Origin of the sequence: Neobacillus sp. WH10 (genome assembly GCF_030123405.1) — a bacterium.
Classification (GTDB): domain Bacteria; phylum Bacillota; class Bacilli; order Bacillales; family Cytobacillaceae; genus Neobacillus.
In genome coordinates, this window is sequence record NZ_CP126110.1 from 1,781,261 (window position 1) to 1,805,176 (window position 23,916).

Sequence of the window (23,916 nt, forward strand, 5' to 3'; positions counted from 1 at the left end):
ATTAATCTTCTGTCTGAGGGGGTATTTACATGAATCTAGACGATTACCGTGGAGTCTGGGTGTTCATCGAACAAAACGATAGTAAAATAGAAGGGGTTTCGCTAGAATTGCTTGGTGCTGGCAGGAACCTCGCTGATAAATTACAAGTACCGTTAGCAGGATTTTTATTAGGACACGATGTAAAACCATTAGCAAATCAAGTCATCTCCTTCGGTGCCGATGATGTGTATGTTATTGATCACCCTGTCTTGAAACATTACCGTACAGAGTCATTTATGAAGGGTGTTATGCTGCTTACTCAAAAATATAAGCCAGAAATCATTCTTTATGGGGCAACACCAAATGGTAAAGATTTAGCTAGTGCTGTGGCAACTGATTTAAGTACAGGTTTAACAGCAGATACCACGATGCTTGATGTCGATGTAGAAAATAGATTATTAGAGGCAAGCCGACCGGCATTTGGCGGTAATATTATGGCTACAATCCTTTGTAAGAAGCACCGCCCACAAATGGCAACTGTTCGACCAAAGGTAATGAAGGCATTGGATCCGGACAGCAGCAGATTAGGAAAAATTATAGAAGAGAAAATAGATCTAAAAGAAGAAGAAATGCGCACTAAAGTGCTCCAAATTGTGAATGATGTAACAAAAAAGGTCAATTTAGCCGATGCCCATGTGATTGTTTGTGGCGGCAAAGGAATGGGGGACTTTCAAAATTTTCAACTCATTCATGAACTGGCTGAAACGATTGGAGCCAGCGTTGGCGGTACACGTGATGTTGTTGAAGCTGGCTGGCTGCCTCACGAGCAACAGGTTGGCCAAACTGGGGAAACCGTTACACCGAAAATCTATTTTGCAATTGGCATATCAGGAGCGATTCAGCACGTCGTCGGCATGAAAAATTCCGAGTTCATTATCGCCATTAACAAAGACCCGAATGCGCCAATTTTTGATGTTGCAACATATGGAATAGTAGGAGACGCAATGGAAATCGTCCCTAAACTAATTGAGCAATTTAAGCAGCTTAGAAGCGAAAAAGGCGGTGAAATAAGCTATGCCTGAAAAATTTGACGTGATCGTTGTTGGAGCAGGCCCTGCAGGCACATCTTGTGCCCTTACTTGTGCAAAGAATGGCTTAAATGTTTTGCTTATTGAAAGAGGGGAATACCCTGGGGCAAAGAACGTAATGGGCGGGGTCTTGTACCGCAAGCAAATGGAAGAGTTAATTCCTGAGTTTTGGAAGGAAGCACCACTTGAGAGACCTGTCATTGAACAGCGTTTTTGGATGATGGATAAAGAATCAGTCGTACAATTCGGCTATAAAGGTCTTGAATGGGCAGTAGAACCATATAATAATTTTACCGTTTTACGAGCTCAGTTTGACCAATGGTTTGCAAATAAGGCTGTTGAGGCAGGAGCCCTGTTGATCAACGAAACTGTTGTTTCAGAATGTATTGTTGAAAATGGCAAGGTTGTCGGTGTTCGTACTGACCGTCCTGATGGGGAGGTCTATGCGGATGTTGTAGTGCTTGCTGACGGAGTGAACTCGCTGCTTTCTAAACAATTAGGCTTTCATAAAGAATTCAGGCCGGATGAAGTGGCGTTAACCGTCATGGAAGTGATAAATTTACCAAAAGAGAAAATTAATGATCGTTTTAACTTAGAGGATAACCAGGGGTGTACAATCGAAATTTTTGGAGATTCAACAAAGGGGAATCTCGGGACAGCTTTCCTATATACAAATAAAGATAGCTTGAACATTGGGGTAGGTACAACCCTATCTAGTATGATTAAAGCAAAATTAAAGCCATATGAACTTTTAGATTACTTAAAAAATCATCCAATGGTGAAACCGATGCTAGCTGGCGGAGAATCTGCTGAGTATCTTGCCCATCTTATTCCGGAAGGCGGTTATCGTTCCGTGCCAAAAGTGGCCGGTAATGGTGTTATTGTGGTAGGAGATGCTGCTCAACTGGTTAATGCCATCCATCGTGAAGGGTCGAACATGGCAATGCATTCAGGACTATTGGCTGCAGAATCCATCCTAGAGGCAAAAAGCCGGGGGGACTTTAGTGAAGCTAGCTTAAATATCTACCGTGAGAAGCTCTTTGATAGCTTCATCATAAAAGATTTAGAAAAATATAAAGACGCGGCCCATACGTTTGAGAAATATCCGCAATACTTTAATGATTATGTACCAATGATGAATAAGGCAATGAGTAAATTCTTCACAGTAGATGGCACGCCAAAACGAGAAAAACAAAAACAAATTATGAAGAATGTAACAGGTGAAAAAGGAACGCTTCGAGTATTGCAAGATATCTATCGTGCTTGGAAGGCGGTGAAATAATGTCAACTAAGAATATTGAAGAAAAACAATATCTTCTCCGTTTTAAGTGTGACACTAAATCCCATTTGACCGTACTCGACCATGACATTTGTATGACGAAATGTCCCGATAAAATTTGTACAGTATTTTGCCCTGCTGAGGTTTATAAGTGGGAAGGGACACGCATGCAGGTTGGCTATGAAGGCTGTCATGAATGCGGAAGCTGCCGTATCGGCTGTCCATATCAGAACATTAAATGGGAATACCCTAAAGGTGGACATGGGATTGTTTTCCGACTTGCATAACTCATATATGAAAAAAAGTGCTGTTTGCATTTGTGCAAGCAGCACTTTTTTCATTGATAGAATGGTAATTGTTTGTATTTCGAGAAATGTCTAGCTCCAGCGCCTGAACAAGGCGCTTCCAATTCAATATCACTATATGTAGGTTTTTTCACAAGTGAGGATAAAAAGAAGGTGAAGCAAGTGGTAAGTATTTTGGGGTTTAGCTTATTTTTTCTAATATGGCTGCTGAGGAAAGTTCATCCTTATTTCCTAATTCAGCTAATGATATAGCAAGTGCGATTGCATCATCCATTAATTTCATATTTGGTGAACAATAAAAAGGCTTCTTCCAATTAAAATCGCCTTCACTTTCAGCAGGATACACACTCACTTTCCAGTGATAGTAAATCTTTGGCTGCGGGAGTTGTATTCCTTCTACAGCAATAAGCCAATGAGTAGGTGGTAAACTAGGGTTGTAAGCGTCAGATTCTTTAAGTACCATTAAGTCATTTAAACCAATTGGTATTACTTCCATTGGATAAAAGTCATGATAATTTGGGGTTTTCATGGTTTTGTCCTCCCTTATATGGTTTATCTATATTATATGAAATTTTTAAATCTTTTTGAGTGATAAATGTTAAAATTTTTCAAAAATTTAAAGCATTTTCATAAAATCGACAAAAACATGTAAGCTTTCAACAATTTTGTATATACGTGACCTAAATCACTACATTAAATATTGGATAATTTTATACTTGAGGAAATTAAAAATAATAGGAGTGAATGTAAATGAGCGGCTGCATGAGTGGTTTTGGAGGTATCCCCCAAGCTGAATTAAGCGAAGGGCTGAAACAATTAAAAAGTGAACATCCTCCGTTATTAGCACAATTAGAAGAATTATTCGAATTAACGAAGCAAATTGAACAAGAATCAGATATAGATCATAATTTTGAAGAATTAATCACAAAAGTAAAAGAATTTAAGGCAGCACTAGACCCGCATTCAGAAAGGGAGGAGGGTGTTCTTTTTCCAATGATGGGTGCCTATATTGGCACAACTTCAGGACCGATTGCGGTGATGGAATATGAACACGATCAAGCAAAATCAAATATCGGCACCTTTCTAACTAAGGTAGAAGCTGGCAAGTCATCAACTGATGAAAAGAAAAAATTAGCAGAATTAGTTCAAAACGCTTACTTTATATTAACAGAACATTTCTCTAAAGAAGAAAACGTGTTATTCCCAATGGCAGAAAGAATGCTTACTGATAAAGAAAAGGCGGACTTATATCAAAAAATCCAGGAAATTAAGTAAGGATGGGCTTAAGCCCATCCTTTAATTTTTTTGATTCCATTCCCAAATCTTTTGATCAGATGGAAGCAAGAATGCGATTAAACCCATCAATGGCAGTACTCCAAGCCATGTAATCATCGACTGTAATCCAATCAAGTCTGCAATATATCCTAAACTTACTGAACCAATTGCCCCCATTCCGAACGCAAGGCCAACAGTCAAACCAGACATCGTGCCAATTTTCCCCGGAACTAATTCTTGTGCATAGACAACGGTAACGGAAAAACTTGTCATTAAAATAAACCCAGCCAGAATTAGGAAGATAAAGGCCATGGTTGGCGGAACATAAGGAATAAGAATAGAAAAAGGAACGGTTGCTAACATGGAAAAGGAAATAATATTTTTCTTTCCAAATCTATCTGATAGCGGCCCTCCAAAGAAAGTGCCAATGGCCCCGGAAACTAAAAATGCGAATAAAAAGATTTGAGATTCTTTAATCGTAAGGGCATATTCCTTAATCGCATAAAATGTGTAGAAATTGGTAATGCCAGAGGAATACCACGTTCTAGCAAAGATTAGTAATAAAATCAACGCCAATGTCTTTTTAACTTCTTTGGATAAACCTCCCTTCCTACTAGCACTAATCGTCTTTTTCTTATGTGAAATTGGTAAAGTTATTAATCTCTGTTTATACCATTTGGCGATATAAACTAGCAATATGACAGCAAGTGCGGCAACAATTGTAAACCAGGATGCGCCAATCTGTCCGAGTGGAACCAATATCAATGCGGTAATGACTGGGGCTAACGCTTGACCAGTATTTCCGCCCACCTGATAAATGGATTGCGCAAGCCCTCTTCTATCTCCTGCCGCCATATAAGCCACCCTCGAACCTTCGGGATGAAAAACCGCCGAGCCGAGGCCGATAAAAAGGACAGATAAGACAATCATCGCAAAACTTGAAGCAAACCCCAATCCGAGGATGCCGAATAATGTAAACGTGAGTCCAATTGGCAGGGCATAGGGCATTGGCTTTTTGTCAGTTAACATCCCTACTACAGGCTGCATAACCGATGAGACCATATTTAATGAAAATGCAATGATTCCAAGTTGGGTAAAGCTTAAGCCCATTGACTTTTCTAAAATAGGAAACATAGCTGGTACGACAGCTTGAATGGCATCATTCAATAAATGACAAAGCCCGATGATTAAAAGGATTTTATACATAGTTGATTCAGAGGCTTTTGGAACCTTTGCGGGTAAAACTGCTTGTTGACTCATAGTATCCCTTCTCTTTTTAAACTTAATATTTTTCTATCTTATCTTACTACTGAATGGCTAAAATAAGAAATATTTATTTCTGTTTTCGAAACATTTAAATTATAATAGAAAAAAATAGACGAAAATAAGGAGGGGAAATATGGAAAAATCAGTTGAAGTTATCTTTAGCAAAGAGATCTTAAATGGATTTTTAGAATGCTTTCAAGTAGGCGCAAACGTTAAAAAACTGGGAGATTTTGAGAATTACGTCTTCGAGGTTTACCGTGGAGCAAAGCCCATGGTCTTAAGAATTACACATAGTTCCCATCGAAATAAGGATGAAATTAAAGCAGAGCTTGATTGGATGAATTATTTGTATCAAAACGGTGTGAATTGTCCGAAGATCTTCAAATCTTCAAGGGGACAATTAATCGAAGGTATGGAGGCTTCTGATGGATCTTTTTTTTACGCCTGCCTCTATTCAAAGGTAAAAGGTATGCCTGTAAAAGTTAACTCTGATCAATTCAATGCCCAATTGTTCCATTCTTGGGGAAAAGCGATTGGGGAAATGCATGCGGTTACAAAGGATTATCAACCGAAAGAAGGAGAGAAATTGCGTCCATTTTGGCACGAGGAGGAGCTACTTGAAGTTGAACAATATTTTCCTAATGAGCCGGAGATTATTCAACGTAAGGGTGAATTAATGAAGGAATTAATGGAGCTTCCGCAAAACCGTGATAATTTTGGCCTGATCCATTCGGATATCCATTCGGGGAACTTTTTTTATGATGGAGAGTTTGTCAATGTATTTGACTTCGATGATTGCAGCTATCATTGGTTTGCATCCGATATAGCCATTCCTTTGTACTATTCTATTTTCTATGGATTAGAAAGTGCGAGTGAGGATGAGAAGAACGAGTTTGCCCATCATTTCCTTATACATTTTTGTAAGGGCTATGAAGAATGCAATACCTTGCCAGAGTACTGGCAAGAGCATTTGCCACTTTTTCTAAAGCTAAGAGACATTACGCTTTTCTCAGTGTTTCATAAAAAAATCGCACCCGAAGACAGAAACGAGAGATTGAATCTGATTTTAAATAATATTCGAAGAAGGATCATTCAAAAAGAAGCGATTGTGAAGGTGAAATAAAACGAGACCAGGTTAGGTCTCGTTTTATTTGCTAATTGGCAATAAAATGGTAACGGTGGTTCCAATCTTTTCTTTGCTATCTATTTCGATGCTGCCGCCAAATGAGTGAATGATTCGCTTACAAATGACCAGACCTAGACCTGTTCCAGTATCTTTCGATGTATAGAAAGGGCGAAATATTTTTTCTAAATCATCTTTCGGTATCCCTTTACCATTGTCACTAATTTCAAGCTTACAAAAATTATTTTCATGTGGGTGTAGCGTAATTTCTATCGTTCCCGGGTTTTCGAATGATTCAAATGCATTTTTTGTAATATTTAAGATCACTTGTTTCATTTCGTCCTTTACACACTTAACGATAACTGGTTCATTAGGAAGCTGCCAGATACATTCTGCATTATGCGAATTTCCCTCTGACATGATTAGTGGTTTCAATTCTTGAAGTGTTTCAGCTATATTAATGTTATCTCTCATTTGTGCAGTCGGTTTACCCAGGATTAAAAACTCACTGACGATTTCATTAATACGTTTCAGCTCAGAGTTAATAATATCGAAATAATAGCGATCCTTTGGATCCGTATACTTTTCACTTAGGAGCTGTATTAATCCTTTTACACCGGTCAAAGGGTTTCGAATCTCATGTGCTGTACTTGCAGCTAAAGTGCCTACTAATTCGAGCTTCTGTAGTTCATTTTGCTTTCTTTCTTTATACGTAAAATTTCTTAATAAGAAATATTCAATTAGTAAGTAAAGGATATGTGTGATAACTAGGATGATAAATAATGACTTCCCCCATGATTTACCAATTTCTTTATAATCCCGTTCTGCAATCTTTACTTTTATACTCCATGGAATACGATCCATTTGTGAAGTAACCCAATTGGTATTATCCCACTCTTCATTGTTAGTTACATTCATTTCAAGGATAGGATGCTTACCTCCATTCGCAACAATTAGCTTGGTTTCAGGTGTAAGAACCCTCATCAGGTTCCTCATATAATCAATTCGCAAATCTGCAATGAGAATGGCCTTTAATTCACGATTTTCATCGAGAACAGGTGTAGCAAGTCCAATAATTCTTTGGTTGTCTTTAAGAATTTCCTCGTGATCAGAAATAATGGTATCTTTTGTTTTGATGACTTCCTGAATAAATGATAGTTTGGTAAAATCGGTATCATTTCGTAAAGGAACTGAACCTGTTAACAAATAGCCATTATTATCAAGTAAGTAAAGTCCCCCGTATCGAGGATCGTTTTGGTTTACCTCCATTAATAATGGTTCCATTTTTTCTGGAAAATCCAAGTCGTTTTTTGCAGTTATTGAAAGAATTTTTAAGCTAGTCTTCGTTTCACTAATGAATTGATCCCAGTTCTTTTGATAAATGGAGGCAACCCAGAGTGCATCTTTTTTTCTTTCAATATCATTTTCTTTTAAAATACGATAATAAAAGTATGAACCTAAAATAAATACAGGCAGTACGACAACAATAAAATAGATATAAAACTTACTTTTTTGAATTTTCATGAAAGTACCCCGAATTACTCTAAAAATAATAAACGTTATAATTATATCAGAAGTTTCGTTTGTTTACCGAAATATTCCTGATGTATAATAGGAAATTGACAGGAATTGAAAAGTTTTTTATAATAATTTTGAAATCGAGATAATTTTAAGGTGTGTATTCTGTACAGGTTACATTATATTAAAAACATAAAAGGATGAGTTTTTTATGGAAAATGATTCAGTAACTAAATCATTAAAGCTATTTATTGTCCTTTCAAGAGCGTATAAAGCGATCAATGAGCATGTAAATAAAGTCATTCAGGCAAATGGTTTAAATCCAACAGAATTTGCTGTGTTAGAGCTTCTCTATCATAAAGGCGACCAGCCGATGCAGCAAATCGGCGGAAAAATTTTGCTTGCCAGTGGCAGTATTACTTATGTTGTTGATAAACTTGAACAAAAAGGAATGCTGCAAAGATTAGCCTGCCCAAAAGATCGAAGGGTGACATATGCTCAAATTACAGACGAAGGGAAAAAGTTTATTCAGGACATTTTTCCTGAACATGCAAAACTAATTGATACGCTCATGTCGAGTCTAACTGATCAAGAGAAAACGGAAGCGATTAACTTGCTGAAAAAGTTAGGGTTGCCTGCAGGTAAATTTTAATACGGCCATTGGCCGTATTTTTTTGCCGTTAGGAAAGTATAACTTTCCTATCAGGCATAAGTGCAACTGCGCCTCTGTCTTCACCCTAACGTGCTCGCCAATCGGCGAGTTTTCTTTATATTGAAGGAATTGTATAAAATAGTGTCGAATAAATATAGTTGGAAAATTGAAATAGGGGGATGTTTTCATGAGCTTTGAAAATTTTTCATACGTACGTCCAAATTTAGAGGAAGTAACCCAAAAATTTAATACAGCGCTTCAACACTTTAATAACGCCGCCACTGTTGAGGAGCAGAGCGAGGCAATGAATGAGATTAATCATCTTAGAAATGATCTTGGTACCATGTTCAATCTCTGCTATATTCGCCATTCAATCAATACGAACGATGAGTTTTATAAGCAAGAACAAGATTTTATGGATGAAATCCAGCCTGAAGTTGAAGGGTTGGTGACTAAGTATTACCAAGCCCTTATTAATTCAAAATTTCGCAATCAACTCGAAGAAAAGTGGGGACCGCAGCTATTCGCTCTTGCCGAAGGTCAGCTAAAAACATTTAAGCCTGAGATTGTTCCTTTACTGCAAAAGGAAAATCGTTTATCGACGGAATATACGAAGCTGCTTGCCTCAGCTAAAATTGATTTTGAAGGGGAAGAAAGAACGCTTGCCCAATTAGAGCCGTTTACGGAATCAACTGACCGGGAAATGAGAAAGCGGGCAAATGAGGCAAAATTTGGCTTCTTAGCAGATCAAGAGGTGGAACTCGACCGCATTTATGACGATCTTGTAAAAGTAAGAACTGAGATTGCACAGAAGCTTGGGTATAAAAACTTTGTGGAGCTTGGTTATTATCGAATGATGAGAACGGATTACAACGCTGATATGGTGGCGAATTTCCGTGCGCAGGTTAAGAATTTTATCGTGCCAATTGCCACTAAATTAAAAGGACGTCAACAGGAAAGAATCGGGCTCGATAAATTAAAGTATTATGATGAAGGATTCAAATTTCAGAGTGGAAATGCTACACCTAAGGGAAGTCCAGAATGGATTATCGAAAATGGCCAAAATATGTACGAAGAACTATCTGTAGAAACGGGTACGTTTTTCCGCTTTATGCAGGATAACAATCTAATGGATCTTGTTGCAAAAAAAGGAAAAGCAGGCGGCGGTTACTGTACCTTTATTGAGAATTATAAAGCGCCATTTATTTTTTCTAATTTCAATGGAACATCAGGCGATATCGATGTTCTTACACATGAGGCAGGTCATGCGTTCCAAGTATATTCCAGCCGTCAATACGAGATTCCAGAATATAACTGGCCAACATACGAGGCATGTGAAATTCACTCTATGAGTATGGAATTCTTTACTTGGCCTTGGATGGATTTGTTCTTCAAAGAAGATACGGATAAATATAAATTCTCACACCTAAGTGATGCCTTATTATTCTTGCCGTATGGGGTTTCTGTTGACGAATTCCAGCATTGGGTTTACGAAAATCCTGAGGCATCACCAAAAGAGCGGAAACTTCAATGGCGTGAAATTGAGAAAAAATATTTACCGCATAAAGATTATGATGGCAATGAGTATTTAGAAAATGGCGGATTCTGGCAGCGGCAAGGTCATATTTTTAATTCACCGTTTTATTATATTGATTATACACTTGCACAGATTTGTGCATTCCAATTCTGGAAACGTTCAAGAGAGAACCAAGAGGAGGCTTGGGCTGATTATGTCAAGCTTTGTAAACTTGGCGGCAGCATGTCATTCACTAAGCTAGTCCGCGCGGCAAATTTAATTTCTCCATTTGAGGATGGCTGTGTCGAATCCGTAGTTGGTGTTATTGAGAGCTGGTTAAATTCTGTAGACGATCAAAAACTTTAACAATAAAAAAAGCGAAGTCGCTTAATAATTGCGGCTTCGCTTTTTTTAGCTAATAGCACCAGGAAAGTATAAATTTTTCAAATTTATACTTTCCTAACGCATAAGTGCAACTACGCCTCTGTCTTAACCCTAAGGGGCTCGCCAATCGGCGAGTTTTCTTTATAGTGATGGTTAGCAATTACGGAAAAAAGCTCGTCTTTGTTTGTCCCTTTGGTCATATATTGATGATAAGGAGGAGATGGTGTGAAGAAGAATTGGACTCAAGCTTTTCAAATTGCGGCAGTCTACGTAGGCACAGTAGTTGGAGCGGGATTCGCCACTGGAAAAGAAATCGTTGAATTTTTTTCACGATTTGGTTTCTTTGGCTTTATTAGTATATTAATGAGCGGTTATCTTTTTATCATGATTGGGTCAAAGTTAATGCGAATGGCCGCTCAAATTGAGGCAAAATCCTATCAAGAATTTAACGAGCACCTATTTGGAAAATGGGCAGGCAGTATAATAAATATTTTTATGCTATTTATGCTTCTGGGAGTTAGTGCAGTAATGCTAGCCGGGGCTGGGGCAGTTTTTGAAGAACAGCTCGGGCTGCCAAAAAATCTAGGTGTTTTTATAACCATATTCCTTTCCTATCTGGTAATGCTTGTTGGCACAAAAGGACTTTTTGCTGTAAATACTTTTGTTGTTCCATTAATGATTACATTTAGTTTAATATTGATGTTTTTATCACTTAGAATGCCGCATTTTTTAGATCGCTTTTTGTTTATTCCACATGCAACAGATGGCTGGAAAAGTGTGATTGCTCCATTTTCATATGCCGCATTAAATTTAGGATTAGCACAGGCAGTTCTGGTGCCCGTAGCCACAGAGGTTAAGGATGACTGGACAATTAAATGGGGAGGAATTCTTGGAGGACTTGCTTTAACACTAATTTTAATTGGCAGCCATTTTACTTTGATCATGCTGCCTAACCTGGAATTGTATGATATCCCAATGGCAATTATTATGAAAAACTTAGCACCGTTTTTTTACTGGATTTTTGTACTTGTGATTTATGGGGAGATATTCACTTCTGTGATTGGAAATGTCTTCGGACTCGATAGGCAGCTACAGCAATATGTCCCTGTTCCAACGATTTTATCAGTTACGGTTATTTTTGCTGTGTCCTACCTCATTAGTCTAGTGAATTATAGTACGCTGCTATCCTACTTATATCCTCTATTCGGATATATTTGCATGTCCTTTTTTATTTTATTATGGATGAAACCATTTTCACCTAGTAAGTAATAATAGTAAAAGCAGCTGATCACTTCAGCTGCTTTTGTTATTTAAACGGCAGGATAATAAAAATCATGATATCAAAGATGATATGAGAAACAATCACAAGCGGCATACTTTTTTTCCAAAAATAAAGGAAGCCCCAGACGAGTCCTGAAAAAAAGGCCGAGAAGACCAGCAAAATCGAGCCAGAATAAATATTGACTGAGGCGTAAAGTATCGCTGCTGATAAAATGCCCCATATTGGATTTAAGTACTTCAATAAATTTTTTTGAATAAATCCCCGCCAGAAAAGTTCTTCTCCAGGTGCGGCAACCAGAATAAGAGCAATGTACTGCCAAAAAACGTGTGGTGCATACCAGCGGTACATTTGTTTTATGGTTTTCTCAAAAGGAAGATGGAGAACTTGGATTGCTTGAAATCCTAACCAAAAAACAAAATATAACAATAATCCGGTCAGGACGCCTAGGAAAATGTATTGGATAAAGGATACCTCATCATCTACATCCCCTTGGAACATGGCCAATGCTATTAACACGAGCACCGATCCAGTAAAGATATACCAAAATATTGTTTTATCATGGAATGAAAAAAATATCAGTGAGTGAGCAATAATCAAACAAGCAATTAGGCGAATGTTTAGAATGTTTTTTTTCATCTTGTCTTGCCCCTTTAGGAATCAATAAAATATACTTTAACAAAAATGAGCTAGAAAAGGAAATGATTTCATTAAACATTTTAACCATTTCTGATTATAAGAATCTTAAAAGATGAAAAAAATAATTGAGAAGGGAGTGAAAATCATGAGTAAGTCGAAGAGTCAACAAGAGCGGGAATGGACAGTCAGAAAGCAGGATCAAAATCCACATGGTAATGTAAAATCATTAAAGCAGTTATCAAAAGAAACTGATCAGGGAAAATAACTTTATAAAAGAAAAGGCAGCCAATGACTGCCTTTTCTTTTAAACTATTACATTAATAAGCGCTTTCTTTTATCACTTTATAGTTTTTATGGTTAACAACTGTCCGCTGATCTAATTCTAAATCACGGTAATTATCCATGTATGTTAGGTCGACTATTACAGAATTTTCATTTACCTTTTCAACGATCCCTTGCAGGCCACCACGGAATTCTATGATATTTCCTACTTCTGCTTTTTTCAATTAGTCTCTCTCCTTTGCCTTAAAAACTATTAATAAAAACCAGTTAAATAACAGTTTGCACTACTTTTATAAATTCGTAAAGGCTTTTGCGTTATATTTTGGTTAATAATTACAAATTTTTTATTATATAGCGAAGGAGCAGTTGAATAGAAAAGCATTATCTAAAATAGAGAATGAGCAATAAGAAAAGTTGACTTAATTATTGGCTGATAAGATAAAATATATTATGGAAAAGGTGGTGCAATTGTATGAAGGAAGATATGGTTACCGACATATTAAATCGTTTGATGACAGGAGAACTTTCGGAATACTACGTAAAGAATGATGATTTTATGGAATTCCGGAAGGTTTTAGTAAAACGTAACGATTTCAAGCATTTCCGTGGCATTGGCCAGCGCGGTGGTGATGTATTATATCAATATCTTAAAGAACCTAGAAGCTAATGAAACTAAGAAAGAGGATGTCTCAAAAGGGAATGACCTTTTCCTTTTGGGATATCCTCTTTTTTGTTAAAATGATAATAATTTGGAAAAATTTAAAAATTTGGTAAAATAAAATAGGCTATAAAAATGTAGATCACGTCTTAGGGGATGAGTTTATGATATTTACCGAAAAAATGGATAAATTAAAGCAGGAGATAGGTAAAGTGATTATCGGAAAAGATATGGAAGTGGAATTAATGGCAATCTCATTGTTATTTAATGGCCATATTTTGCTTGAAAGTGTTCCTGGGACTGGAAAAACGATGTTAGCAAAAAGTTTTGCGAACGCCATCGGGGGAGGATTTTCCCGTATCCAGTTTACGCCTGATGTTCTTCCAAGTGATGTAACAGGTATTCAGTTTTTTAATCCAAAGATTCAAGAATTTGAACTGCGACCCGGGCCGATTATGGAAAACATTGTCTTAGCGGATGAAATTAATCGGGCTACACCCAGAACCCAGTCAAGTTTATTGGAGGTGATGGAAGAAAGGCAGGTAACAATTGATGGTGTTACCGTCCCGTTAGAAGAACCTTTTATGGTGATTGCAACTCAAAATCCTGTAGAATCACAGCAAGGAACATTTTCATTGCCGATTGCGCAAATGGATCGATTTTTCATAAAAATAAAAGTCGGTTATCCCATATATGAGGATGAAAGAAGAATCATGCAAATTCATCGTGGGGATTTAATAATCAAAACCATTGCTCAAGTGCTTTCCATTTCAGAAATTGTCCAATTACAGACAACTGTAAATGATATTCATATTTCTGCAGATATTGAGAATTACCTTTTAACCATTGTAAGAAAGACACGAGAGCATAATAGCATTGAACTTGGTGTCAGTCCACGTGGAACAATAACGCTTATGAAAGCTTCACAAGGAAAAGCCATTTTGAATAACCGTACATATGTAACTCCAGATGATGTAAAAGCAGTTGCCCCATATGTTCTCAGTCACAGAATTGTTCTTTCTTTTGAAGGGTCATTAACAAAAACATCAGAAAACATAATTAGCGAAATCCTTGATTCCATTCCTGTGCCAGTAGAAGCGGGTGAAAATGAATGAATTGGAATAAATATTCGATTGAAGACAGAAAGATTCAAGGCATAACTGGTTTTGCAATTATACTTATAATTGTAAGCCTTTACATACAGTCGGAATTAGTATTGTTTCTAGGCGTCTTTTTTCTTTTTGTCGTTATTTGTAATCATCTTTATTTAAAACGGGCTGGAGATCGGCTGTTTTTTGATAATAATAGTGAAAAACAACGATATTTTGTGAACGATAAAGGTCAATGGACATTGACGTTTCGAAACGATGGTGACCCCATTTTAAAAGGTGAGCTAAAAGTTTATTTTGATCATTATGTGGCTCCTGACAATGAGAAATTTGAATCTAGTCTTTTGATGAATGAAATCTCTATTCCATTTTCCATCTACACAAAACAAACAAAAAAAATAATGATTTCTTTTTCGGCAAAAAGAAGGGGAATTGCCAAAATTCGAAAGCTAGAATTTCATATTCCAAGTCTGGTTGGATTTGGGGAAACGGTCTTGGAATCTAAATACTTTCTAAAACAACAAGCGGTTGTCTATCCTGTGCCTATTCCTGTAAAAGGATTAAAGGAACAAATGACCGTTCATCAAGGAGTAAATGTTGTCCCCTTTTCCGTTTATGATGATCGGCTTGGGCATTTAGGAACCAGGGACTATGTTCCGTCAGATAGCTTTAACCGAATTCATTGGAAAGCTAGTGCAAGAAAACAAAGATTGCAAACGAAAATCTATGAAAAAATTTCTGAAAAGGGTTGGATTATTGCATTAAACGTCTCAGATGGTCATTCGATAACAGGTAATCTTGAAGAACTGCTTAGCAGTATTACTGAGATTGCTTATTATGCATATCATAAGCAAATTCCTTATTCATTGTGCATTAATGTTCGAACCGCGGGAAGCACTCCATTTCTTTATCTCCCAAAAGGAGAAGGGAAAGAGCATATGCAAAAGGTTTTGGAAACCCTTGCATCTATTAGTACCCAAAATACGAGTGTACCATATGAATGCATGCTTTCTTTCTACAGCAGGCATTTAGAATATCAATCCTTTTTAATACATGCTGGAATTAGGACGGAAGATACAAATCGAATACTTTTGAACCTATCAAAATATGGTACCACCTTGTTTCAACTAAAAATTGAAGAGGGGCATGGTCTTCTTAGTGAATTGGTTATTCATCCTGAAAGAAGGGTGCTGATATGATGAATCGTGTGGCGGCCGTTACCTACCACTTTACATTGGAGATAATCTTAGGTTTTCTTATTATATTCTTATTCTATATTAATAAAAATCAGCTGCCTCCAATTTTTTTATTGGGTGCATTGTGTATCGGCAGCATCATCCTTTTCTCCTTGCTTCTTGAAAAATTTCATAATAAGGGAAAAGGGTTTTATTTTATTACGGTATTCCCTCTATTGTTAGTGATCTGGCAACAGACTGAATTATCACTTTTTATGGGACTGGGACTGGGATTGATAGTTTTTTGGCGGGGGATTACCTTGTTTAATGATGTATCTTACCATTCTGAAAGCCTCTTATTGCTGTTGTCTTTTTTTATTGGCTTAATCGCTATCATTTATTCAGCAATGAGCGGCTACCCATATCAAAGTGAAATGATCTATCTGCTTATTTCACAACTAGTAATTGTGCTTATCAGCGGATATTTTAGAAAATGGAATTTGATCAAAAAAGATAAATCAAAGTTTGCTATATATTTTTTGAAAATTATGGGAGTTATTACAGTGATTGGTGTCGCTTTTATTATTCTACTAAAATATATTCAATTCATTTTTTTTACTATCTTACAATTCATCGTGTTCCTATTTACAAGGCTTGCAGAACCTCTCTTTAGCATCCTGCAATATCTTTTTAGTCTGGTTGGGAATGATGGACGGAAAGAAAACCTCATAGGAGGCAGAGGTCTGCTGGATAAAGCAGATAAATACCAGGCTCCATCATATGAGAATACAGAAAGTATCCCGTATATCCTGCTTATCCTGGGTGCAGTTATTTTTATCTTTTACTTGTTTTATAAAAAGAAATTAAAGCCGCAGACTTTCACTATTGATTCTTCGTCAGTAATTACTGTTTCCGAAGGTGTGTTTGGAGCTGTGCAATCAACTCTATCTCGCTGGAGGTTTAAGCCACCGGAAGATATAATTAGAAGGGAAATATTCGAATTAGAAAAATATGCTCAAAAACAAAAATTAGGGCGTCTTCCATTTGAAACACTTGGAGAATGGTGGAAAAGGGTTGGATTATTAGGTTCGAATGAATTGATTGCCATCTATGAAAAGGTCCGGTATGGCGGTGGTACCTCATTATATGATGAACAAATCCTATTAAAAAGAGAAATTCCCCAGTTAAAGCAGCAATTAAAAAATATTCGTAAAAGTATATTGGAAAAGAAGAAAAATTCATAAATTTAAATTGTGAAAGCGCCTAAGCTTCCAGAAATTCAGCTAAAATTAAATTATATATAGGGGGAAGATTGGCATGGTAAAATATATTTTGTCTTTAGATCAAGGTACAACAAGCTCGAGAGCAATTCTCTTTAATAAAAGTGGAGAAATCGTTCACACATCCCAAAAAGAATTTACACAGCATTTTCCAAAGCCAGGCTGGGTTGAGCATAACGCTAATGAAATTTGGGGTTCGATTCTATCTGTTATTGCCGGCGTTTTATCCGAATCAGGCATAAAACCTGAAGAAATCGCTGGAATTGGAATTACTAATCAACGGGAAACAACCGTGGTTTGGGATAAAGAAACAGGTGAACCTGTTTACAATGCAATAGTATGGCAATCACGACAAACAAGTGAAATCTGTGATGCATTAAAAGAAAAAGGCCATAATAACTTATTCCATAAGAAAACTGGTTTACTAATTGACGCCTATTTCTCAGGTACAAAGGTCAAATGGATTCTAGACCATGTAGAAGGTGCACGAGAAAAGGCAAGTCAAGGAAAATTGTTGTTTGGTACGATTGATACGTGGTTAATCTGGAAGCTTTCCGGCGGACGAACACATGTAACAGATTATTCAAATGCTTCTAGAACGTTAATGTATAATATTTATGAGCTTAAATGGGATGATGAATTATTAGAAATATTGGACATTCCTAAATCCATGCTGCCAGAGGTTTGTCAATCCTCTGAGATTTATGCAAACACAGTCGATTATCATTTCTTTGGTAAAGGAGTTCCGATCGCAGGTATAGCTGGTGATCAGCAAGCAGCCTTATTCGGCCAGGCATGTTTTGAAAAAGGTATGGCTAAAAACACTTATGGAACTGGCTGCTTTATGTTAATGAATACTGGAGAAAAGGCAGTACGTTCTCAGCATGGTTTATTAACAACCATTGCTTGGGGAATAAACGGAAAGGTAGAATATGCGCTTGAGGGCAGTATTTTTGTGGCTGGATCTGCGATACAATGGCTTCGTGACGGATTAAGAATGTTAAAGAATGCGAAGGATAGTGATGGTTATGCGGCAAAGGTTAACTCTACTGATGGTGTTTATGTTGTTCCAGCATTTGTTGGGTTGGGGACACCTTACTGGGATAGCGATGTCAGAGGAGCTGTGTTTGGACTAACACGCGGTACATCAAAAGAACATTTTGTCCGAGCTACACTTGAATCACTGGCATATCAAACAAAAGATGTTTTATCAGCAATGGAAGCTGATGCTGGAATAGAACTTAAAACGCTTCGTGTCGATGGCGGTGCTGTCAAAAATAACTTCTTAATGGATTTTCAAAGTGATATCCTAAATGTTCCAGTTGAAAGACCAATAGTCAATGAAACTACTGCTCTAGGTGCTGCCTATTTAGCAGGGCTGGCGGTTGGCTTCTGGGAAAGTCAAGCGGAGATTTCAAAGCAATGGGCAATTGATAGGAAGTTTACCCCGAAAATGACGGAAGAAAATCGATATGATTTATATGATGGATGGAAAAAGGCAGTGAAGGCTGCAATGGCATTTAAATAGAACATTTGATGAAAAGTGAACCACAAAAGATCCTTAAATTTGGTATTGTCTTTTGTGGTCTTTTTATTTCCGTTTTTTTAATTCATGCATATTGAATACTATAGCTAACCGTGTGGAGGGAATCAATTTGAAATTTTCTAACTTAAATCGGGATGATATAGGGAAAAAACTTAAAAGTGGCCAATATGATGTTCTGGTTATTGGAGGGGGAATCACCGGTGCAGGGATTGCTTTTGATGCTGCTTCAAGAGGGATGAAAACTGCACTTATTGAAATGCAGGATTTTGCAGCCGGAACATCAAGCAGATCAACGAAATTAGTCCACGGTGGACTACGGTACTTAAAACAATATAAAGTGAAATTGGTTGCTGAAGTGGGTAAAGAACGTGTCATCGTTTATGAAAACGGCCCCCATGTGACAGCACCCGAATGGATGCTGCTTCCAATTTATAAAGGGGGAACTTTTGGCAAGTTTAGCACATCAATTGGCTTAAGGGTTTATGACTTTTTAGCTGGTGTAAAAAAATCAGAACGCAGAACCATGCTAACAGCTGCAGAAACCTTATCAAAGGAACCGCTTATAAAAAAGGCCGGATTAATAGGTGGAGGGTATTACGTGGAATACCGAACGGATGATGCCCGGCTGACGATGGAAGTGATAAAAGCAGCAGTTGAAAAAGGTGCGGTTGCGTGTAATTATGCAAAGGTCATGGAGCTCATCTACGAAAACGGAAAAGTTATTGGTGTTCTAGTAAAAGATCAATTGACTGGAGAAACCTATTCGGTGTATGCAAAAAAAGTTATTAATGCATCCGGCCCTTGGGTTGATTCGATTCGTGAAATGGACCATTCCAAAAACGGAAAAACATTGCAGCTCTCTAAAGGAGTCCATCTTGTCATTGATCAGACCCGATTTCCACTTAAACAATCCATTTATTTTGATACACCAGATGGCCGGATGGTGTTTGCCATCCCGCGCAATGGTAAAGTATATGTTGGTACGACAGATACATTTTATAGTCAAGATGCAGTTAATCCAAATATGACTGAAAGTGACCGCAGTTATATTATTAACGCCATTCATTATATGTTCCCTGAAGTGGAAATCAGCGAACAAGATATCGAATCCAGCTGGGCGGGAGTAAGACCGCTTATTTACGAGGATGGGAAAGAACCGTCAGATATTTCTCGAAAAGATGAAATTTGGGAATCCAATTCCGGTTTGATTACAATCGCGGGTGGTAAATTAACGGGTTATCGAAAAATGGCGGAAACGATTGTCGATTTGTTAGGTGAAAAATTTCAATTTGAAGAAGGAAAGGATTTTCCTGCTTGCCAAACCAAACTTATGCCAATATCAGGGGGGCATGTTGGCGGCTCGAAGAATTTTAGTACCTTTGTAGAGTCTAAGATAGCAAAGGGATTAGAGTCCAATCTAACTCGCGAAGAGGCGGAGCAATTAACAAATATATACGGATCAAACGTTGATTTGGTTTTCAACCTGTTAAAACTGAACCAATCTGATGCAGGAAAATACGGTTTACCTCTCTTTTTATTTGCAAAACTTGTTTATGGGATTGAAGAGGAGATGGTTGCGACACCGATTGATTTCTTCTATCGGAGGACAGGGGACATTTTGTTTAATATTGACTTAGTGAAAAAATGGAAGAAACAAGTCATTGACTATATGAATGATAAGCTAATTTGGACGGATCAAGATAAGAAAAAATATACGCAATCTTTAGAAGATGCCTTAACATCAGCTGTAACCCCTGTCGATAAATAAGAATGACGAAAATCGACTGTTTTCGACACTTTTGTGAACAAAGCCATTTTAACAGTTTTTTCGTTGTTTGATAGAGGTGAAAATGTTATCCTAGCACTTGAATAAGAGAAAACACCATTGAAATTCATTACATGTTTGGGCCCTTTTTGGGGGATAATAAACTGAATAGAATTGATTTGTTATCTTTATTTGAGTATTGATTTAGTTGACTAAATGACGAGAAATGTTTATTTTTAATAAAGCAAGTTTATTTTATATTTTATTATTAAAGGAGTTTGATTTAGCATGGCAGAAAAGCAATTTAAAGTAATCGCAGAAACAGGAATTCATGCAAGACCAGCAACTTTATTAGTTCAAACAGCTAGCAGATTTGATTCTGAAATTAATTTAGAATATAAGGGTAAAACCGTGAATTTAAAATCTATTATGGGTGTTATGTCTCTAGGTGTAGGCCAAGGTGCTGATATTAAAATTTCTGCAGAAGGCAACGATGCTGCTGATGCACTTAATGCACTAGAAGAAACAATGAAAAAAGAAGGTTTGGCTGAATAATGACGTTTTTAAAGGGAATAGCAGCATCAAATGGAATTGCTATCGCGAAGGCTTATCGTCTTGTTGAACCTGATTTATCGTTTGAAAAGAAAACCATTGAAGATTCTGCTTATGAAGTTGAGCGTTTCAAGAAGGCGATGGAGAAATCAATATCCGAACTTGAAGCTATTCGTGATAAGGCTAAAATAGACCTTGGCGCTGATAAAGCAGCTATTTTCGAAGCACATCTTTTGGTCCTTAGTGACCCTGAACTAAATGCACCAATCGAGAATAAAATTCAATCTGAAAACGTCAATGCCGAGTTTGCGCTTAAAGAAACAGCAGATATGTTCATTATGATGTTTGAACAAATGGATAATGAGTATATGAAAGAACGTGCTGCAGATATACGCGATGTCACAAAACGTGTTCTAGCACATTTGTTAGGCGTTGAATTACCCAACCCAAGTATGATTGCTGAAGAAGTGATCATTGTTGCTGAGGATTTAACTCCTTCAGACACTGCACAATTGAACCGCAATTTTGTTAAAGGATTTACCACAAATATTGGCGGACGCACCTCACATTCAGCGATTATGGCCCGTTCAATGGAAATTCCAGCTGTTGTTGGAACAAAGACGGCAACAGAGGAAATTACGAACGGGGACCTTGTCATTGTCGATGGCCTAAAAGGGGAAGTTCATATTAACCCAACACCTGAACTCGTTAAAGAGTATCGTAAAGTCCATGAAGATTATGAAATTCAAAAAGCAGAGTGGGCAAAACTTGTGAATGAACCGACCATTTCAAATGATGGACATCACGTAGAGTTAGCTGCCAATATCGGTACTCCTAATGATTTAAAAGGTGTTATTGAAAATGGCGGTGAAGGTGTAGGTTTATATCGAACTGAGTTCCTTTATATGGGAAGAGATCAGCTTCCAAGTGAGGAAGAACAGTTTGAATCATATAAAGCAGTACTTGAAAGAATGGAAGGAAAGCCTGTTGTTGTTCGTACCTTGGATATTGGCGGCGATAAAGAGCTGCCATATTTGGATTTACCAAAAGAAATGAATCCATTTCTAGGTTTCCGGGCAATTCGTTTATGTTTAGAAGAACAAGGGATTTTCCGAACACAGCTTCGCGCGCTTTTACGTGCAAGTAACTTTGGAAATTTAAAAATCATGTTCCCGATGATTGCTACTTTGGACGAGTTTCGTGCTGCTAAAGCTATTCTTGAAGAAGAGAAAGAAAAGCTTCTTTCTGAAGGTCAAACAGTAGCTGACAAAATTGAACTTGGGATCATGGTGGAAATTCCGTCTACGGCAATTTTAGCTGACCAATTCGCTAAAGAAGTAGATTTCTTCAGCATTGGTACGAATGATTTGATTCAATATACGATGGCAGCAGACCGGATGAACCAACAAGTATCATATTTGTATCAACCGTATAGCCCTTCTATATTAAGACTTGTAAAAATGGTTATTGACGCAGCACATGCGGAAGGTAAATGGGCAGGAATGTGCGGAGAAATGGCCGGAGATGAAACGGCTATTCCAGTTCTTCTGGGCCTTGGTCTTGATGAATTCTCGATGAGTGCGACATCCATTTTAAAAGCTCGCTCACAAATCAAGAATTTGAAAAGGTCCGATATGGAGAAGCTTGCACAAGAAGTATTAAATATGCAAACTACTGCTCAGGTTATTGAAGCAGTTAATTCTGCAACAATTAAAAATTAATATAGAATAAGACCGGCAAATGTGTCGGTCTTATTCTATATGAATTGATCGGGTTGCCAAGTATTTCCTGATAGATCTTATAAAATAGAAATTTATGAAAAAATAAGGAGTGGTCAAAATATGGAATTGAACCTATGTGGAAAGTCAGCGATAGTTGTTGCTTCTAGCCAGGGATTAGGGTTTGCAATTGCTGAACGGCTGGTGAAAGAGGGAGCAAATGTAATGATTTCCGGCCGGGAAGAGGAGAAGCTGAAACAAAAAGCCTGCGTACTTGAATCAATTGGTTCTGGAAAAGTAGCCTATCAAAAAGCTGATATAACCAATGCCAATGACATTAAAAAGCTAGTAGTTGTTACAGCAGAAACTTTTGGCAGTATCCAATTACTTGTCAATAACGCTGGGGGACCGCCGGCTGCTTCATTTGAAGAATTGACGGATGAAGACTGGCAAGCCTCATTTGAGTTAAATCTATTATCTTACGTTCGGCTGATTAGGGAGTCTTTGCCTTACCTAAAACAAAATGGAGGAAAGATTCTAAATATCGCCTCTTCTTCAATAAAGGAGCCAATTCCAGGATTAATTCTTTCCAATACATATCGGACTGGAATTATTGGACTTTCAAAAACGCTTGCTTCAGAGCTTGCACCTTATAATATCTTGATTAATACCATTGCCCCAGGACGCATTGCAACAGATCGTGTAAAGCACTTAGATCAAGTGAAAGCAAATAAACTGGGTGTTGACAGGGAAACGATCGAGATACAATCTAAATCAGGGATTCCACTAAAAAGATATGGAAAACCAGAGGAGTTTGCTAATGTTGCAGCATTTTTGCTTTCAGATGCGAATTCATATATGACTGGCAGCTCCTTCCTTGTCGACGGTGGTATGATAAAATCTATTTAAAAATTTTTTTCTCCTTAATTAACCTTTCTTAACGTTTATTACCAATGTATTTTGGCTATGGTAATTGTATAAGGGAGTGTTATGAATGCGAAGGAATTTACAAATGGTCATTGTCATAATCCTAGTGGTGTTTAGTTCATCATTTTTAAACGGATGTGGAACTCTATTTTCAAATGAGTTAATCGTAAACCGCTATGCGGATGCCTTGCTAACAAAAAATAATGAACTCCAATTTCGTTTTCGGATTAACAATGAAATATTAGAAGCGCACCAATTATATAAGGTGAAAGTCACGATCCACGATGACAAATTGGCCTCTGCTATCGGCAAAAGGGAAATAATCTATGGTGAGGATCAAGTACTAAATGGTGATTATTTAGAGGTTAAAGGAAAAAGTGAAAAATATATATTTATGGACCCGCTTCCCTTACAAAAAGATTTACATATTCAAGAGCTAAAGAATATGATCGAGAGGGACCAGGCTGTGTCAATTGAAGTATTTAACGACGAAGAAGTTTTTGGACGTACGTTTCTTACAAATTTTTCTTCAGAGTTATAAAAATAGTTTATTTTTTAACATTAAGGGACATCATTAGAATGTGCATAAATTTGGAGATGG

The 23,916-nt window shown here is 37.3% G+C and carries 24 protein-coding genes; 19 read left to right on the forward strand and 5 right to left on the reverse strand.

All coding sequences use genetic code 11. The annotated features are described in order from the left end of the window. Positions 1-29 precede the first annotated feature (29 nt). The 3 genes from QNH20_RS08385 to QNH20_RS08395 are packed head-to-tail and all read left to right on the forward strand — an operon-like array spanning position 30 to position 2,633. Entirely contained in the window at positions 30-1,061 is a 1,032-nt protein-coding gene (locus QNH20_RS08385; protein ID WP_283922435.1) for an electron transfer flavoprotein subunit alpha/FixB family protein, read from the forward strand. After that, a complete protein-coding gene (locus QNH20_RS08390) occupies positions 1,054-2,349 on the forward strand; it encodes an FAD-dependent oxidoreductase (RefSeq protein WP_283922436.1) in 1,296 nt (431 codons plus the stop codon). The genes QNH20_RS08385 and QNH20_RS08390 overlap by 8 nt, the downstream gene beginning before the upstream one ends. Then, positions 2,349-2,633 (forward strand): ferredoxin family protein, encoded by a 285-nt coding sequence (locus tag QNH20_RS08395; RefSeq protein ID WP_098526926.1) that lies wholly within the window; start codon positions 2,349-2,351, stop codon positions 2,631-2,633. Before QNH20_RS08390 ends, QNH20_RS08395 begins: the two co-directional genes overlap by 1 nt. 199 nt (positions 2,634-2,832) lie before the next feature. Here QNH20_RS08395 and QNH20_RS08400 read toward each other — a convergent pair whose 3' ends face one another. Next, positions 2,833-3,180: a hypothetical protein gene (locus tag QNH20_RS08400; protein WP_283922437.1), complete on the reverse strand. Its 348-nt coding sequence runs from the start codon at positions 3,178-3,180 to the stop codon at positions 2,833-2,835. A gap of 221 nt (positions 3,181-3,401) precedes the next feature. On the opposite strand from QNH20_RS08400, the gene QNH20_RS08405 reads away from it, so the two are divergent. Then, on the forward strand, positions 3,402-3,926 hold the full coding sequence (locus QNH20_RS08405; protein ID WP_283922438.1) for a hemerythrin domain-containing protein: 525 nt from the start codon (positions 3,402-3,404) through the stop codon (positions 3,924-3,926). Positions 3,927-3,947: 21 nt separating this feature from the next. Here the strand turns inward: QNH20_RS08405 and QNH20_RS08410 are convergent, their stop codons facing one another. Then, positions 3,948-5,186, reverse strand: a complete 1,239-nt coding sequence (locus tag QNH20_RS08410) for an MFS transporter (RefSeq protein WP_283922439.1) — start codon at positions 5,184-5,186, stop codon at positions 3,948-3,950. Between the two features lie 139 nt (positions 5,187-5,325). On the opposite strand from QNH20_RS08410, the gene QNH20_RS08415 reads away from it, so the two are divergent. Further along, positions 5,326-6,315: a phosphotransferase enzyme family protein gene (locus QNH20_RS08415; protein WP_283922440.1), complete on the forward strand. Its 990-nt coding sequence runs from the start codon at positions 5,326-5,328 to the stop codon at positions 6,313-6,315. A 24-nt stretch (positions 6,316-6,339) separates the two neighbouring features. Here QNH20_RS08415 and QNH20_RS08420 read toward each other — a convergent pair whose 3' ends face one another. Next, positions 6,340-7,839 (reverse strand): ATP-binding protein, encoded by a 1,500-nt coding sequence (locus QNH20_RS08420; RefSeq protein WP_283922441.1) that lies wholly within the window; start codon positions 7,837-7,839, stop codon positions 6,340-6,342. Positions 7,840-8,044: 205 nt separating this feature from the next. On the opposite strand from QNH20_RS08420, the gene QNH20_RS08425 reads away from it, so the two are divergent. From QNH20_RS08425 to QNH20_RS08435, 3 genes are all read left to right on the forward strand, one after another. Further along, positions 8,045-8,485 (forward strand): MarR family winged helix-turn-helix transcriptional regulator, encoded by a 441-nt coding sequence (locus QNH20_RS08425; RefSeq protein WP_283922442.1) that lies wholly within the window; start codon positions 8,045-8,047, stop codon positions 8,483-8,485. 187 nt (positions 8,486-8,672) lie between these two features. Next, positions 8,673-10,367 (forward strand): M3 family oligoendopeptidase, encoded by a 1,695-nt coding sequence (locus QNH20_RS08430; RefSeq protein ID WP_283922443.1) that lies wholly within the window; start codon positions 8,673-8,675, stop codon positions 10,365-10,367. A gap of 243 nt (positions 10,368-10,610) precedes the next feature. Then, positions 10,611-11,654, forward strand: a complete 1,044-nt coding sequence (locus QNH20_RS08435; RefSeq protein WP_283922444.1) for a YkvI family membrane protein — start codon at positions 10,611-10,613, stop codon at positions 11,652-11,654. A gap of 37 nt (positions 11,655-11,691) precedes the next feature. On the opposite strand, the gene QNH20_RS08440 is transcribed toward QNH20_RS08435, so the two are convergent. Next, positions 11,692-12,303 carry a CPBP family intramembrane glutamic endopeptidase gene (locus QNH20_RS08440; protein WP_283922445.1) on the reverse strand — a complete coding sequence of 204 codons (612 nt, stop codon included), beginning with the start codon at positions 12,301-12,303 and terminating at the stop codon, positions 11,692-11,694. 145 nt (positions 12,304-12,448) lie between these two features. Between QNH20_RS08440 and QNH20_RS08445 the strand changes: the two genes are divergently transcribed. Further along, the gene (locus QNH20_RS08445; RefSeq protein ID WP_283922446.1) at positions 12,449-12,568 is read left to right on the forward strand and encodes a DUF6254 family protein; all 120 of its coding nucleotides are present in this window, start codon (positions 12,449-12,451) and stop codon (positions 12,566-12,568) included. 52 nt (positions 12,569-12,620) lie between these two features. Here QNH20_RS08445 and QNH20_RS08450 read toward each other — a convergent pair whose 3' ends face one another. Beyond that, positions 12,621-12,809 (reverse strand): YkvS family protein, encoded by a 189-nt coding sequence (locus tag QNH20_RS08450; protein ID WP_283922447.1) that lies wholly within the window; start codon positions 12,807-12,809, stop codon positions 12,621-12,623. Between the two features lie 248 nt (positions 12,810-13,057). Here QNH20_RS08450 and QNH20_RS08455 point away from each other — a divergent pair, with 248 nt between their 5' ends. The 10 genes from QNH20_RS08455 (at position 13,058) to QNH20_RS08500 (ending at position 23,856) form a co-directional block, all read left to right on the forward strand. Continuing rightward, positions 13,058-13,252, forward strand: a complete 195-nt coding sequence (locus QNH20_RS08455; RefSeq protein WP_283922448.1) for a hypothetical protein — start codon at positions 13,058-13,060, stop codon at positions 13,250-13,252. A gap of 155 nt (positions 13,253-13,407) precedes the next feature. Then, positions 13,408-14,358, forward strand: a complete 951-nt coding sequence (locus QNH20_RS08460; protein ID WP_283922449.1) for an AAA family ATPase — start codon at positions 13,408-13,410, stop codon at positions 14,356-14,358. Further along, on the forward strand, positions 14,355-15,551 hold the full coding sequence (locus QNH20_RS08465; protein WP_283922450.1) for a DUF58 domain-containing protein: 1,197 nt from the start codon (positions 14,355-14,357) through the stop codon (positions 15,549-15,551). Before QNH20_RS08460 ends, QNH20_RS08465 begins: the two co-directional genes overlap by 4 nt. Next, positions 15,548-16,771 carry a hypothetical protein gene (locus QNH20_RS08470; RefSeq protein WP_283922451.1) on the forward strand — a complete coding sequence of 408 codons (1,224 nt, stop codon included), beginning with the start codon at positions 15,548-15,550 and terminating at the stop codon, positions 16,769-16,771. Before QNH20_RS08465 ends, QNH20_RS08470 begins: the two co-directional genes overlap by 4 nt. A 73-nt stretch (positions 16,772-16,844) precedes the next feature. Then, the gene (gene glpK / locus QNH20_RS08475) at positions 16,845-18,335 is read left to right on the forward strand and encodes a glycerol kinase GlpK (protein WP_283922452.1); all 1,491 of its coding nucleotides are present in this window, start codon (positions 16,845-16,847) and stop codon (positions 18,333-18,335) included. A 121-nt stretch (positions 18,336-18,456) separates the two neighbouring features. Continuing rightward, the gene (locus QNH20_RS08480; RefSeq protein ID WP_283923374.1) at positions 18,457-20,121 is read left to right on the forward strand and encodes a glycerol-3-phosphate dehydrogenase/oxidase; all 1,665 of its coding nucleotides are present in this window, start codon (positions 18,457-18,459) and stop codon (positions 20,119-20,121) included. Between the two features lie 285 nt (positions 20,122-20,406). Then, on the forward strand, positions 20,407-20,673 hold the full coding sequence (locus QNH20_RS08485; RefSeq protein WP_283922453.1) for a phosphocarrier protein HPr: 267 nt from the start codon (positions 20,407-20,409) through the stop codon (positions 20,671-20,673). Then, entirely contained in the window at positions 20,673-22,391 is a 1,719-nt protein-coding gene (gene ptsP / locus QNH20_RS08490) for a phosphoenolpyruvate--protein phosphotransferase (protein WP_283922454.1), read from the forward strand. The genes QNH20_RS08485 and ptsP overlap by 1 nt, the downstream gene beginning before the upstream one ends. A gap of 120 nt (positions 22,392-22,511) precedes the next feature. Next, a complete protein-coding gene (locus QNH20_RS08495; protein WP_283922455.1) occupies positions 22,512-23,297 on the forward strand; it encodes an SDR family oxidoreductase in 786 nt (261 codons plus the stop codon). An 85-nt stretch (positions 23,298-23,382) separates the two neighbouring features. After that, positions 23,383-23,856 (forward strand): hypothetical protein, encoded by a 474-nt coding sequence (locus QNH20_RS08500; RefSeq protein WP_283922456.1) that lies wholly within the window; start codon positions 23,383-23,385, stop codon positions 23,854-23,856. Positions 23,857-23,916 lie beyond the last annotated feature (60 nt).